Source organism: Rubrivivax sp. A210 (assembly GCF_904426505.1).
Classification (GTDB): Bacteria; Pseudomonadota; Gammaproteobacteria; order Burkholderiales; family Burkholderiaceae_C; genus Rubrivivax.
The window spans coordinates 195,786-208,642 of sequence record NZ_CAJGBN010000001.1 but is presented as its reverse complement, the minus strand read 5'-3'; the positions used below and the strand labels follow the sequence as shown (position 1 = coordinate 208,642).

At 71.3% G+C, this 12,857-nt stretch carries 10 protein-coding genes and 1 tRNA gene; 4 read left to right on the top strand and 7 right to left on the bottom strand.

Features of this window, described 5'->3' with window-relative positions:
• Positions 1-17 precede the first annotated feature (17 nt).
• From JMV16_RS00920 to JMV16_RS00910, 3 genes are read left to right on the top strand one after another with little or no spacing between them, the layout of a single operon-like run.
• Complete coding sequence (locus tag JMV16_RS00920) at positions 18-257, top strand: hypothetical protein (protein WP_201492275.1); 240 nt, start codon at positions 18-20, stop codon at positions 255-257.
• A 25-nt stretch (positions 258-282) separates the two neighbouring features.
• On the top strand, positions 283-3,732 hold the full coding sequence (locus tag JMV16_RS00915) for a radical SAM/SPASM domain-containing protein (protein WP_201492274.1): 3,450 nt from the start codon (positions 283-285) through the stop codon (positions 3,730-3,732).
• Complete coding sequence (locus JMV16_RS00910) at positions 3,729-5,243, top strand: YcaO-like family protein (protein ID WP_201492273.1); 1,515 nt, start codon at positions 3,729-3,731, stop codon at positions 5,241-5,243. Before JMV16_RS00915 ends, JMV16_RS00910 begins: the two co-directional genes overlap by 4 nt.
• Positions 5,244-5,246: 3 nt before the next feature.
• Here JMV16_RS00910 and JMV16_RS00905 read toward each other — a convergent pair whose 3' ends face one another.
• From JMV16_RS00905 to cysS, 7 genes are all read right to left on the bottom strand, one after another.
• The gene (locus tag JMV16_RS00905; protein ID WP_201492272.1) at positions 5,247-6,524 is read right to left on the bottom strand and encodes a nitroreductase family protein; all 1,278 of its coding nucleotides are present in this window, start codon (positions 6,522-6,524) and stop codon (positions 5,247-5,249) included.
• 72 nt (positions 6,525-6,596) lie between these two features.
• Positions 6,597-6,687: transfer RNA gene (locus JMV16_RS00900), tRNA-Ser, on the bottom strand.
• Between the two features lie 36 nt (positions 6,688-6,723).
• Positions 6,724-8,001: an aspartate kinase gene (locus tag JMV16_RS00895; RefSeq protein ID WP_201492271.1), complete on the bottom strand. Its 1,278-nt coding sequence runs from the start codon at positions 7,999-8,001 to the stop codon at positions 6,724-6,726.
• A 54-nt stretch (positions 8,002-8,055) separates the two neighbouring features.
• Positions 8,056-8,991: a tRNA lysidine(34) synthetase TilS gene (gene tilS / locus JMV16_RS00890; RefSeq protein WP_236580293.1), complete on the bottom strand. Its 936-nt coding sequence runs from the start codon at positions 8,989-8,991 to the stop codon at positions 8,056-8,058.
• Positions 8,991-9,962, bottom strand: a complete 972-nt coding sequence (locus tag JMV16_RS00885) for an acetyl-CoA carboxylase carboxyltransferase subunit alpha (protein ID WP_201492270.1) — start codon at positions 9,960-9,962, stop codon at positions 8,991-8,993. The genes tilS and JMV16_RS00885 overlap by 1 nt, the downstream gene beginning before the upstream one ends.
• A gap of 1 nt (position 9,963) precedes the next feature.
• A complete protein-coding gene (locus JMV16_RS00880) occupies positions 9,964-10,698 on the bottom strand; it encodes a DNA-3-methyladenine glycosylase family protein (RefSeq protein ID WP_201492269.1) in 735 nt (244 codons plus the stop codon).
• A gap of 5 nt (positions 10,699-10,703) precedes the next feature.
• The gene (cysS, locus tag JMV16_RS00875) at positions 10,704-12,098 is read right to left on the bottom strand and encodes a cysteine--tRNA ligase (RefSeq protein ID WP_201492268.1); all 1,395 of its coding nucleotides are present in this window, start codon (positions 12,096-12,098) and stop codon (positions 10,704-10,706) included.
• A 172-nt stretch (positions 12,099-12,270) separates the two neighbouring features.
• Here cysS and JMV16_RS00870 point away from each other — a divergent pair, with 172 nt between their 5' ends.
• Complete coding sequence (locus tag JMV16_RS00870; RefSeq protein ID WP_201492267.1) at positions 12,271-12,813, top strand: tetratricopeptide repeat protein; 543 nt, start codon at positions 12,271-12,273, stop codon at positions 12,811-12,813.
• Positions 12,814-12,857 lie beyond the last annotated feature (44 nt).

The following is a 12,857-nucleotide window of genomic DNA, read 5'->3' as shown; positions in this document are numbered from 1 at the left end:
ACCCAAGCGAGGAATTCATGGCCCAACCTCCGATCAAAAAGGTCGTCAAGCTGCGCATCAAGGTGCCCGCCAATGTCACCGTGGTGACCGAGCTGGTGCCGGTGCCCGCTGAGCTGGCCTTCACGCCAGCGCGGGGCACGGACCTGGCCGCTGCCAGCCTCGAGATGGACCTCACCACGGCCAAGACCTCGCAGTGGCTCACCACAGGGCGCCGCGTGGGCCTGACCGACTGCATAGCCTGCTGCGTGCGCGGCTGAGTGGCGCGGGCGCCGGGGGCTGAACGTGGCCGCCGCGCCCGGCACCCTGGCCCATGTGGAGCAGACCCGCACGGCCAGTGCGCCCTATCTGCGCCTGCTGCTGGCTGACGGCTGCAACCTGACCTGCAGCTACTGCCATTTCCACGCCGAGCAGCAGGCCAGCGCCGTACCCGAGGGCCAGCGGCCGGGGCGGCGCGTGATGAGCCCGGAGTTGGTGCGCCGGGCCATCAACGATTTCGCGCAGTGCGTGGGCGAGCGCGGCGTGGCGCATTTCGATCTATCGCTGTATGGCGGCGAACCCCTGGTCAACCCCAAGGGCCTGGAGGCCGCGCTAGCCGCGGTGCAGGCCCTGCGCGCTGGCGGCCTGAGCCTCACGCCCATCGTCAACACCAATGCCACGCTGGTGACGGCGGCGCTGGCCGCGCGCCTGGCCACGCTGGGCGCGCGGGCCCATGTCAGCCTGGACGGGCCCGACCTCGAATCCAACGCCCAGCGCCGCCTGCACAGCGGCGCCGCCAGCCTGAGCGCCGCATTGCGCGGCCTGGTCCTGCTGCACCAGGCCGGTGTGGCGATGCAGCTCAATGTCGTCATCACCGGCAGCAATCTGCACCGGCTGGTGGCACTGATGGAACGCGCCCATGAAGCCGGCTGCGACCAGGTCTTCCTGGCCCTGCCCGACGACCCCGTGGGTCAGGGCGTAGGCCAGCCCGGGCAGGTGCTGCCGGCACTGATGGCGGCGCGCGCCCGCGCCCTGGCACTGGGAATCTCGGTCAGCGGGCCCTGGACCAGCGGCAGCCGCCCACCCGGCGAGGCGGCCGCGCTGCCAGTGAGCGTGGTGGTGCGGCCCGATGGCCGCGTCTTCCGCCCTCACTTCCCCGATCGCCATTTCGAGCACGTTGCGGCGGCCATCGCACCTGACATGCAGGAACAGCTGCAACGCGAGTGGCGCGCCGTCTGCGCGCCCTGCCGCGGCTGCGCCATCGAGCGCGAATGCCGCGGCTATCTGCGCATGATGGTGCGCTACCACGCCGGCGTGCAGGCCCAGCCCGACGCCGAATGCCAACTGGCCCGAGGAGCCGCCCGCATGTTTGCCAGCCCCGAGCACGAGCGCCTGCGCACTGCGCTGCACCTGGCGGCCACGCCGCAGCAGGACGGCGAATGGCGGCTGCAGCACCCGGCCTGGCCGGCGGCCGGCATCGAGGTCTCTGAGGGCGTGGTCGACCTGCTCGACTTCTTCCTGCCCGGCGCCACGCCAGCAGCAGCGGCCGAGATCTTCGACGCCGAGGCGCTGGCTGAATCGCTGGCTGAATTGCGCTTGCTGGGCGCCCTGCAGCCCGGCACGGATAGCGATGATCTCCAGCGCTTCGAGACGCTGGCGCCGCACGAGGCCTCGCTCACCCGCCTCTGCGGCCTGCTCCTGGGTGCCGCCGATGCACCCACTGCAGCCACCGCGCAGGCACTGGCGCCGCATCTGGAACAGGCCGTGGCCTGCCTGCCGTCGCGGCTGCGGCCGGTGGTCGATCCCATCGCCGTCTTCATTGCCGCCGATGCCGCCTGCTTTGCCCGTGCCGCCCAGTTGCCTGACGATGCCCCCTGGCTGCGCTGGATGGCGGGCACGGTGGCCTCCTCCGTGGTGGTGCTGCAGGGGCCGGCCTGCGTCGCCGTGCTGCGGCAAGGTGGGCGCACGCGGCTGCGCGTCTTTCAGCAACAACTGGCTCACGAGCTCGCCCACGTCGCGCTGCGCCAACGCGGGTTGCGCGTGCCGACCTGGCTGGAGGAAGGCCTGTGCGAATGGGCCTCCGGCGCCACCATGGATACCGAGCGCCTGGCCGGCGCCCTGCCCCATGCCGAGGCCTTTGCCGAATTCGTCACCGCCTGCTTGGCCGGTGCCGAGGGCTGCAGCCCAGCCAGCACGCTGCTGCAGTTCTCCGAACTGCCGGTGGACGACAACCCCGGCTACCGGCTGGCGCACGATTTCGTCGACTTCCTCGTGCGGGGATTGGGCCAAGGCTTCGATGGCTTGCTGGACGCCTTGCTGGCGCGCGGCCTGCGCGGGCGCAGCGCGGCCTTCCCGCTGCACGCTGGCGTGCAAGGCCTGGCGGGGCAGGATCTGCAGTCGCTGCTGGCCGCCTGGCAGGCCGAACTGGCGGCACGCCTGCGCCCGCCGGCGCAGTTTGCCCGGCCCATGCGCCTGCTGGCCTTTGGCAGCCGCGCCCTCGTCTACCACCGCATCATCGGCGGGCCCGTGGAACTGGACCCTGCCACCGCCGCGGCCTGGCCGGCGCTGCAGGAGCGCAATCTCGAGGTCGAGGACATCGAAGCCCTGGTGCGCCCCCTGCCCAATGGCCCCGACCTGCTGCGCCGCTGGCGCGCCGGCCAACTGGCGCCGCGCCGCGGCTACCACCTGCGCCTGACCATCGAGGGCGGCTGCAACATGAGCTGCAGCTACTGCTACGAGGGCGACAAGAAGCGGCAGGCCATGAGCGTGGAGACCGCCGACCGCGCCGTCGCCGCCTGGCGCGACCTGCTGGAGCCGCGCGACCTGCCGGGCTCGACCATCCGCGTCTTCGGCGGCGAGCCCTTCCTCAACTGGCCGCTGATGCAGCATCTCTTCGCCACCGCCACCGCGGGCCTGCCGGCGGGCGCGGTGCGCTGGCTGGTCAATACCAATGGCACCCTGATCCACCACGAACAGGTGGCAGCGCTGCAGGCCCTGGGCGGCGACGTGCTGGTCTACCTCAGCATGGACGGCGTGGGCGCGGTGAACGACCGCGATCGCGTCTTCCGCAACCAGCGCGGCAGCTTCGAGCGCGTGGACCGCGCCGCGCGTGCCCTGGTGGCGGCGCGCGTGCCGCTGGTCATCGCGGTGACGCTGACGCCCTTCAACGCCGCCGGCCTGCCGGCTCTGCTGGACCATGTCGCGGCGCTGCGCTACCAGCACCCCGATGCGCCGCTGTCGGTCGGCATCAAGCCGGTGATAGGCCCGGCGCTGCAGCCCGGCCAGGCGCAGGAGATGCTGCAGGCGCTGGAAGCCGCCTGGGCGCAGGGCCGGCGCCTGGGCCTGCCGGTCACCGGCGAGCTGCGCGTGGCCGACGAGATGCTGCTCGCCGACAGCACGCCCACCGGCCACTTCTGCGGCGTCACCGGGCGCGAGCTCTACGTCACGCCGGCGGGCGGCCTGATGGTCTGCCATGCCGTGCCTGACAGTGAATACGCCGATCTCGCCAGCGTCGCCGCCGAGCACCGCATCCCCGTGCCCGACGACGTGGCTGCCCGCCATGCCGGCGGCATGGCAGGCTGCGCCGGCTGCGAGGTCGAAGGCCTGTGCGGCGGCGGCTGCATGGCGCAAAGCCATGCCGCCACCGGCTCCATCGCCGGCAAGCCGCACGACGACTTCTGCCTGATGATGCGCGCCACCTTCCGCAACGGTGTGCGCCGCCATCTGGAAGATCTGGACGCTCCGCCGCCCCGGTGAAGCCCCCTGCCCTGATGGGCTGGCGCACGCGCGCCGGCCTCTGCCTGATGCGCCGGCGGCGCGGCGGCCCCTGCATCGCCTGCCTGGGCCAGCGCCTGCGCGAGGCCGGCTTCGCGCCCCAGGGCCCGATAGAACCCGCGCCCAATGCCGAACTGCAGGCCTTGCTGGCGGCCCAGGACCCCGGCCCCGGCTGGCTGGCGCCGGTGCTGCGCCTGGACGGCGGCCAGGCCTTCGTCCATGCCCTGCTGGCCGTGCCTGGCTGCCCGTCCTGTTCGGCTGCACCCAAGAGTCCCACCAAGGGTGCGCCCGCCGTGCCGCTGGCCGCGCTGCGCGACCCGCTGCTGGGCCTGGTGTCGGACCTGCAGCGCCGCACGCCGGGCGTCGATGCCGACGCGCTGTGCCACGGCCTCTCGGGCCGTGTCCACATGCCGCGGCTGCAAGACCAGATCGGCGTGCGCGGCCACGGCTTCACGCCCGAGGCGGCAGCGCAAGGCCTGCTGGGCGAGGCGGTCGAGCGCTACAGCGCGCTGCGGCCCGATCTGTCGCGCATCCGCCTGGCGCGGCGCGGCGAACTGGCGCCCGGAGAAAGCCTGGGCGCGGAGCTTTTCGGCCTCTCGGAGGCCCAGCGCGAAGCCGCGGGCCTGACCCGGCTCGATGGCCGCCAGCGCATAGGCTGGGTGCGCGGTGAACGGCTGCGCGACGGCGCCAAGGTCTGGGTGCCGGCCGCGGCGGCCTACCTCAGCCGCGAATGGCGGCCCGACGAGCCGCGCTACGCCCCGCAGAACTCACACGGCACGGCCGCCCACCTGAGCGCGGCCCAGGCCACCGAACGCGCGCTGCTGGAACTGTGGGAACGCCGCACGATGACGCGCGCCTGGCATCTGCAGGACTTCGGCCAGGCCCTGGGTGCCGCCCACCTGGGTGCGGCGGCGCGAGAACTCGGCCAGCGCCTGGACGCGGCGGGCGTGCAGTGGCAAGTTTCGCTGCTGGGCCGGGCGCCGCAGGCGGCTGTCGCTCTCGCCCTGCTGTGGCACGACGAGGCGCCGTGGTTCCTGGTCGGCAGCGCGGCACGCCTGCACATCGAGGCCGCGGCCGATGCCGCCCTGCTCGAAGCGGCGTCGGGCTGGCAGGGCTTGGTCAGGAACCCCGAGCCCCTGCGCAAGCAGCCGCGCCTGCGCATGCTGGACGATGCCGCCTCGCACCATCGCTGGCATGCCGGGCCGCAGCGCGGGCGCGCATTGGTCGATGCCATTCGGCGCGCGACGCGGCCGACCGGCCCGCTGCCGACCGAAGCAGGGGCGGCGCCGCTGCAGGCCTTGATGGCCGAGGCGGCCCCTTCCGCCGTGGTCGTGGCGATCCAGTCGCCCGACATCGCGGCGGCCGGCTTCCATGTTCACCGCGTCTTGGCGCCAGGTTGGCCGCTGTTCAACTTCGGCCGCATCGGCACGCCCGAGGCCGACCGGCAGGCCGCGGGCTGGCCCCCCGCGCCGGGGCCCCATCCCTACCGCTGAGCCTCAGCCCAAGCGGCCGGCGATGGCGATCTCGGCGATGGCGGGCGCCTCATGCTCGGGCAGGCCCGAGGCCAGCGCAAAGAGTTCGCTGTCGCCATTGCCCAGCACGCAGGCGCCCAGGCCCAAGGCCGTGGCCAACTGATTCAGCAGCAGCAGCGCGCCGCCGGCCTCCAGCAGGGCCAGGCGGTAGGCCGTGGCCTCGTAGCGGGCACCCAGTTCGGCCAGGCGGGTGCTGATGACGATGAGCGCGCAAGGCCGGCCGTGGCTGGCTCCCCAGGCCTGACCGGCTTCTTCCAGCAGGCGCTCGGCGCTGCCGGCCGGCGCGGCGACCGGCTGCAGGAGGCCTGCCGCGGCATCGTGGCGGTAGAGCATGGCCGGCGCGTCCGCATCGGCCGCCATCACCAGATGAAAGTCCGAGGCCTGCAGGCCGCCGGCCATCGGGTAGGCGCGGCAGGGTGCCGTAGGCCTGTCGCCACGCTCGGCCTGAGCCGCGTTGAGCAGGGCCAGCAATTCATCTTTGGATGGCGGCGGCAAGGGGCCGCGCACGCTGCGGCGAGCGGCCAGCACAGACTCGAAAGAGACGGCCCGCAGGCGTTGGCGCAAGGCCTCGCTCGGGGCGGCGCTGGGCACGACCGCCGGCCGTGGTGGCGCCCAGTCGGGCCGGATCAGGCGCTTGCCGCGGGCGCGATGGTCAGCGTGGCGACGGGTGGCGGCGTGGAAGAGCAGGTCTTCGGCGCTCCAGCCTGTCGCCTGCGGTGCGCTTTCGCCGGCGGCCTCCAGCAAGTTGGCAGCCCAGAGAGCGCGCGCCAGCGACGCATTCGAGCCTGCGCCGGCCCGCAACTCATCGAGCATCGACGCCCGCATGAACCACACCTCAAAGCGCGACAGCGGATGGCGCAGGCGCCAGCCCTCATCTTCGGCCCACAGCACCGCGCCCCTCCGCAAGCGCCAGCCTGCGGGCGGCTCATCGATGCGCAGGGCCTGGGCATAGCCGGTGGAATGCAGCCGCGCAAGGGCCGGGCCTGCAGCGGTGGACAGGAACTCGACGCAGAGAACGCCGGCGGACAACCACTGCCGCACGGCCACCGCGAGTTCATGGCCATGGCCCGCGGGCTGGGTGCCGGCCCGTAGGGCAGCCAGCAGGCGCAGCGAGGGCTCATCATGGGTCGCCAGTGCAGTCTGTCCGCCGACCACCATCTCGGCCTTGCCATCCGCGATGCGGCATTCGACATCGGGGGCCAGCCGCAGGCGCGTCAGGGCTTGGGGCGGATTGCAGAACATCGTGCACCACCATGAAAAAACGCCCCGGTGGGGCGTTGATTTCAAAGTGCCTGGAACCAGGGCCAGGGCACTTGGCGGAGTCGGAGGGATTCGAACCCTCGATGCGCTTTTGGCGCATACTCCCTTAGCAGGGGAGCACCTTCGGCCACTCGGTCACGACTCCGGCGAAGACGGCCATTCTAGCCGCATCCTTGAGCCCTCAGCCTTCGGCGATGGCTTCGTTGTCGAGGCCGAAGGCCTTGTGCAGCGCGCGCACCGCGAGTTCCATGTACTTCTCGTCGAGCACGACGCTGGTCTTGATCTCGCTGGTGGTGATCATCTGGATGTTGATGCCCTCTTCGCTGAGGGTGCGGAACATCTTGCTCGCCACGCCGACATGGCTGCGCATGCCGATGCCGACGATGGAGACCTTGCAGATCTTGGTGTCGCCGCGCACCTCGGCCGCGCCGATGGCCGGCAGCACCTTGTTGCGCAGCACGTCGACCGTGCGCGTGTAGTCGTTGCGGTGTACGGTGAACGAGAAGTCGGTCTTGCCGTCGTGCGAGACGTTCTGGATGATGACGTCGATGTCGATGTTGGCATCGGCCACCGGCCCCAGGATGCTGAAGGCGATGCCGGGCCTGTCGGGCACGCCGATGACGCTGATCTTGGCTTCGTCGCGATTGAAAGCGATGCCGGCCACCACGGCTTTTTCCATCTTCTCGTCTTCCTCGAAAGTGATCAGGGTGCCCGAATTGGCTTCTTCCTGGATGTCGATGTCCCAGGGCGTGAAGCTCGACAGCACACGCAGGGGCACCCGGTACTTGCCGGCGAACTCGACCGAGCGGATCTGCAGCACCTTGCTGCCCAGGCTGGCCATCTCAAGCATCTCTTCGAAGCTGATGGTGGCCAGGCGCCGGGCCTCGGGCACGATGCGCGGGTCGGTGGTGTAGACACCGTCGACGTCGGTGTAGATCAGGCATTCGTCGGCCTTGAGCGCCGCCGCCACGGCCACCGCCGAGGTGTCGCTGCCACCACGGCCCAGCGTGGTGACATTGCCTTCGCTGTCGATGCCCTGGAAGCCGGTGATGATGACCACTTTGCCCGCAGACAGGTCGGCGCGCACCTTGTCGTCGTCTATGCGCGAGATGCGCGCCTTGGTGAAGGCCGAATCGGTCTCGATGGCCACCTGCCAGCCGCCGTAGCTGACCGCCGGCACGCCCTGGGCCTGCAGCGCCAGCGCCAGCAGGCCCACCGAGACCTGCTCGCCCGTGGCGGCCACGGCGTCGAGCTCGCGCAGCGCCTCCGGCGTGTTGGCATTGGGCAGCAGTTCCTTGGCCAGGCCCAGGAGCCGGTTGGTCTCGCCCGACATGGCCGAGGGCACGACCACCATCTGGTGGCCGGCGCGCGCCCATTTGGCGACGCGCTGCGCCACGCTGCGGATGCGCTCGGTCGAGCCCATCGAGGTGCCGCCATACTTGTGAACGATCAATGCCATCGCGGTCTGTTTGCAGCGCGCTGCGCTTGCTGCCATGCACAAAAGCTGGCAATTCTAGCCGGGCGCGCCCCGCCGCCAGACCGGCCCGGCCGTGAAGCTCAAGTGGCCGCGCTGCAGGCGCAGTTCGCCGCCCGGGGCCGGCCAGCGCCGAGCGCCGGGGCCGGGCAGCTCCTGCTCCAGCCGGACGAGCAGGGTTTCGGGCGGCAGCACGCCCGTGGCGTCGATCAGCCAGGCGCGCAACAGGTTGCGGCGCCGCGCCGGCGGCAGTTCGCGCCAGGGGGCGATCGCGAGCAGACCTTCGACGACGGCCGCGGGGTGGTCGAGTGCCGCCACTTCCTCGGCCAGCTGCGCCGACTGCTGGGCGCGTGCCGCTGCGGCTGCCAGCGCCGTTTCCGCCTGGGGAAAGGCCGCCCGCAGCGCTGGCCAGACCTCGCGCCGCAGGCGCCCGCGTGCGAGATCGCGGTCGGCATTGCTGGGGTCGTCGACATGGCGCAGGCGGTGGCGCCGCACATAGGCCTCGATGGCCTCGCGCGGCAGCGTCAGCCAGGGCCGGGCCCAGACGATGCCGGCGCGATGGGCCTGCAGCGGCATGGCCGAGAGCCCGGCCGGACCGGCGCCGCGCAGGGCCTGCAGCAGCCAGGTCTCGGCCTGGTCGCGGCGATGGTGGGCCAGCAGCACCAGCGGGCAATCGGCCTCTGCCGCCATCTCGGCCAGCGCACCATAGCGGCCCTGGCGCGCCCAGGCCTCGAGGCTGTCGCCGGCGGCCGGGCCGCCTTGCAGGCGGCGGTGGTCGAAGACCGCGCCCCAGCGCCGGGCCTGCATGCGCACCTGCTGCAGCCAGTCATCGGCCTGCTCCATCAGGCCGTGGTGGACATGCAGAGCCAGCACTTCGATGCCCAGCGGCTGGGCGGCGCGCAGCGTGCAGTGCAGCAGCGCCGTCGAGTCGCGGCCCGCGCTGGCGGCCACGGCCACCCGGCGCGGTGGCGGCATCAGCTTTCCTTGGTGTCGCTGTAGCGGCCGTAGGAGCGCAGGCGCTCGTAGCGGCGCTGCAGCAATTCCTTGACCGAAAGGTCGGCGCTCTGGCGCAGCGCATCGGCCAGCGCCCGCTTGAGCTGGGCGCCCATCCAGGGCACGTCGCGGTGAGCGCCGCCGACGGGTTCATTGACGATCTTGTCGATCACGCCCAGGGCCTTGAGGCGGTGGGCGGTGATGCCCAGGGCCTCGGCGGCGTCAGAGGCGCGTTCGGCAGTCTTCCAGAGTATGGAGGCGCAGCCCTCGGGCGAGATCACCGAGTAGACGCTGAACTGCAGCATCAGCACCTGGTCGGCCACGCTGATGGCCAGGGCGCCGCCGGAGCCGCCCTCGCCGATGATGGTGCTGACGATGGGCACCTCAAGCTGGGCCATCTCGAAGATGTTGCGGCCTATGGCCTCGCTCTGGCCGCGTTCCTCGGCGCCGATGCCGGGATAGGCGCCGGGGGTGTCGACGAAAGTGAAGACCGGGAGGCCGAATTTTTCGGCCACCTTCATCAGGCGCAGCGCCTTGCGATAGCCCTCGGGGCGGCTCATGCCGAAGTTGCGCTGGGTGCGTTCCTTCGTGTCGCGACCCTTCTGGTGGCCCAGCACCATGCAGGCGCGGCCGTTGAAGCGGGCCAGCCCGCCGACGATGGAAAGATCGTCGGCGTAATGGCGGTCGCCGTGCAGCTCTTCGAAGTCGGTGAAGATCTCGCGCACGTAGTCCAGCGTGTAGGGACGCTGCGGGTGGCGCGCAATCTGCGTCACCTGCCAGGGCGAGAGGCTGGCGTAGATATCGCGCGTGAGCTGCTGGCTCTTCTGGCTCAGGCGCTCGATCTCGTCGGAGATGTCGACCGCCGATTCGTTCTGCACATAGCGCAGCTCGTCGATCTTGGACTCGAGGTCGGCGATGGGTTGCTCGAATTCCAGGAAGTGGCGTTTGGACAAATCAGTACTCCACTGGTAGGGGGTCGAGGCTGCGCCAAATATACCAAGTGGCCACCGAGCGAAAAGGCGCCCAGGCCTCGCCGACCTCGCGGGCCTCGGCGCGCGAGACCGGCTCGCCGCTGAAGTAGTTGAGGCTGATGCCCTTGATGAGGCCGACGTCGTCGAGCGGCAGCACATTGGGGCGCAGCAGGTGAAAGATGAGAAACATCTCGGCCGTCCAGCGGCCGATGCCGCGGATGGCCACCAACTCGGCAATGATGGCCTCGTCGTCCATCGCCAGCCAGTCGGCCTCGTGCACGGCACCGTCGCCGAAGTGGCACGCCAGGTCAAGCAGGTACTCGCACTTGCGCGCCGAGAGACCGGCCCCGCGCATCGCGTCCACCGCCAGCTCGCGCACCACGGCCGGCCGCAGCGGCAGGCCCTGGGGGCTGGCGATGGCGACGAAGCGCAGCCACACCGACTGCGCCGCCTTCACCGAGATCTGCTGGCCGACGATGGAGCGCGCCAGCGTCGTGAAGGCATCGCCACGGGTGCTGAGCCGGGCCTCGCCGAAGCGCGGGATGAGCTTCTTCATCACGCGGTCGCGACGGCCGAGGTGGCGGCAGGCTTCGTCCCAGTAGCCGGGAGTTTCGGCGGGGGTCTCGACCGACGTGACGGCTGGCGCTCCTGGCGCTGGCGTGGCCGCCACCGCGGCATCCACCGCCGCAGCCGCGGCTTCGCGCTGGAGCCGGGGCATGGGCTTCAGGCCTTGACCCAGCTCGTACCCTGGGCCGAGTCCTTGAGCTCTATGCCCTGGGCCGCCAGCTCGTCGCGGATGCGGTCGGCAAGCGCGAAATCGCGCGCCTTCTTGGCCGCGATGCGGTCCTGGATGCGGGCCTCGATGGCCGCGGCGTCCAGGCCGCTGCCCCCACGCAGATAGTCGGCGGCGCGGCTGGCGAGCAGGCCCACGGTGGCGGCCAACGCGCGCAGCAGCGCGGCGTCTTCATGGCGGCCACGGTTGATCTCGCTGGCCAGCTCGAACAGCACGGCGGTGGCGCCCGGGGTGTTGAAGTCCTCGTCCATCGCCGCCTTGAAGGCGGCGGCGCGCGGCTCGTCCCAGTCGATGTGCTCCAGCGCCGGGGGGTCGCCCGCGGCCTCCAGCGCGGTGTACAGGCGCTTGAGCGCGCTGCGCGATTCCTCGAGCAGGCTGTCGCTGAAGTTGAACGGGCTGCGGTAATGCGTGCGCAGCATGAAGAAGCGCAGCGTCTCGCCGTCGAACTTCTTCAGCACATCGGCGATGGTGAAGAAGTTGCCCAGGCTCTTGGACATCTTGGTGTCGTCGATGTTCAGGAAGCCGTTGTGCATCCAGGTGCGCACGAACTCGGCACCGCCGCTGGCGCCCTCGCTCTGCGCGATCTCGTTCTCGTGGTGCGGGAACTGCAGATCCTGGCCGCCGCCGTGGATGTCGAAGGGCTCGCCCAGCAGGGCGCAGCTCATCGCCGAGCACTCGATGTGCCAGCCCGGGCGGCCGGGGCCGTAGGGGCTGGGCCATTGGGCGTCGGCGGGTTCGTCGGGCTTGGCCGACTTCCAGAGCACGAAGTCCAGCGGGTCTTCCTTGCCGTCCTGCACCGCCACGCGCTCGCCGGCGCGCAACTCGTCGAGCGACTTGCCCGAGAGCTTGCCGTAGCCGGGAAAGCGGCGCACCGAGAAGTTGACGTCGCCGCCGCCATTGCTTGCCGTCGCCACCTGGTAGGCCAGGCCGCGTTGCTGCAGGCGGCCGATGATGTCCAGCATCTGCGGCACGTAGTCGGTGGCGCGCGGCTCGTGGGTGGGCACGGCGGCGCCGAGTGCGGCGAAGTCGCGGTGCATGGCCGCGATCATCTCGTCGGTGAGCTGGCGGATGCTGATGCCGCGCTCGAGGGCGCGGCGGATGATCTTGTCCTCGATGTCGGTGATGTTGCGCACATAGTTCACCGCATAGCCGCTGGCACGCAGCCAGCGGTAGACCACGTCGAAGGCCAGGATGAAGCGCGCGTGGCCCAGATGGCACAGGTCGTAGACCGTGATGCCGCAGACATACATGCGCACCTGGCCCGGCGTGATGGGCGTGAAGGCCTCGAGGCGGCGCGTGAGGGTGTTGTGGATGCGGAGGGTCATGGCTGGTGCGAGGCGGCGCTCGCAGGACGGGGCGCCGGGGACTGCGCCGAGGAACGGCGGCCGGCTGCGCAGGGCTGCGGCCGGGCCGTCGATAGAATGCGCGGGCAGTATAGCGGCGGCCACGCTGCCGCCCGCCGCCGACGCAAGGTCCGGCCAAGCCCCATCCCCCCACATGCCCCTGCCCCGTTTCTCCCTTGTCCTGGCCCTGGCCGCGCTGCTGCTGGCCGCCGCGCCTGTGCGTGCCGACAGGATGGCCGAGGAGGCCGCCGCGGTGCGCACGCTGATGGCCCGCGGCGAGTTGACCCAGGCGCTGCAGCGCGCCGAGAAGGCGGCCACGGCCCAGCCCGGCGACGCGGCGGCGCAGTTCCTGCTGGGCCTGGTGCTGATGGAGCAGGGCCGCGATACCGAGGCGCTGGCGCTCTACATCCGCATGGCCGAGAGCTGGCCCGAACTGCCCGACCCCTACAACAACATCGCGCTGCTGCGCGCCCGCCGCGGTGACTATGAGGCGGCGCGCCTGGCGCTGGAAGCAGCGCTGCGCAACGACCCCGGCCACCGCATTGCACGCGCCAATCTCGGCCGCGTACACCTGTTGCTGGCGGTGCAGGCCTGGGAACAGCTGGGCGCGCAGGGTCCGCTGGACGTGGCGCTGCAGCGCCAGCTCGACGAAGCGCGCGCCCTGCTCGCCGGCGGTGCGCCGCGCACGGCCCGCTAGACTCGCCCCCGATCTCCCATCCCTTGAAACCCTCAGAGGTGAAC

Excerpts from the sequence above, each read along its gene's own strand:
- cysS (WP_201492268.1), bottom strand. The coding sequence starts at position 12,098 with ATGACCCTCCGCATCCACAACACCCTCACGCGCCGCCTCGAGGCCTTC.
- tilS (WP_236580293.1), bottom strand. The coding sequence starts at position 8,991 with ATGCCGCCACCGCGCCGGGTGGCCGTGGCCGCCAGCGCGGGCCGCGAC.
- JMV16_RS00870 (WP_201492267.1), top strand. The coding sequence starts at position 12,271 with ATGCCCCTGCCCCGTTTCTCCCTTGTCCTGGCCCTGGCCGCGCTGCTG.
- JMV16_RS00880 (WP_201492269.1), bottom strand. The coding sequence starts at position 10,698 with ATGCCCCGGCTCCAGCGCGAAGCCGCGGCTGCGGCGGTGGATGCCGCG.
- JMV16_RS00920 (WP_201492275.1), top strand. The coding sequence starts at position 18 with ATGGCCCAACCTCCGATCAAAAAGGTCGTCAAGCTGCGCATCAAGGTG.
- JMV16_RS00905 (WP_201492272.1), bottom strand. The coding sequence starts at position 6,524 with ATGTTCTGCAATCCGCCCCAAGCCCTGACGCGCCTGCGGCTGGCCCCC.
- JMV16_RS00895 (WP_201492271.1), bottom strand. The coding sequence starts at position 8,001 with ATGGCATTGATCGTTCACAAGTATGGCGGCACCTCGATGGGCTCGACC.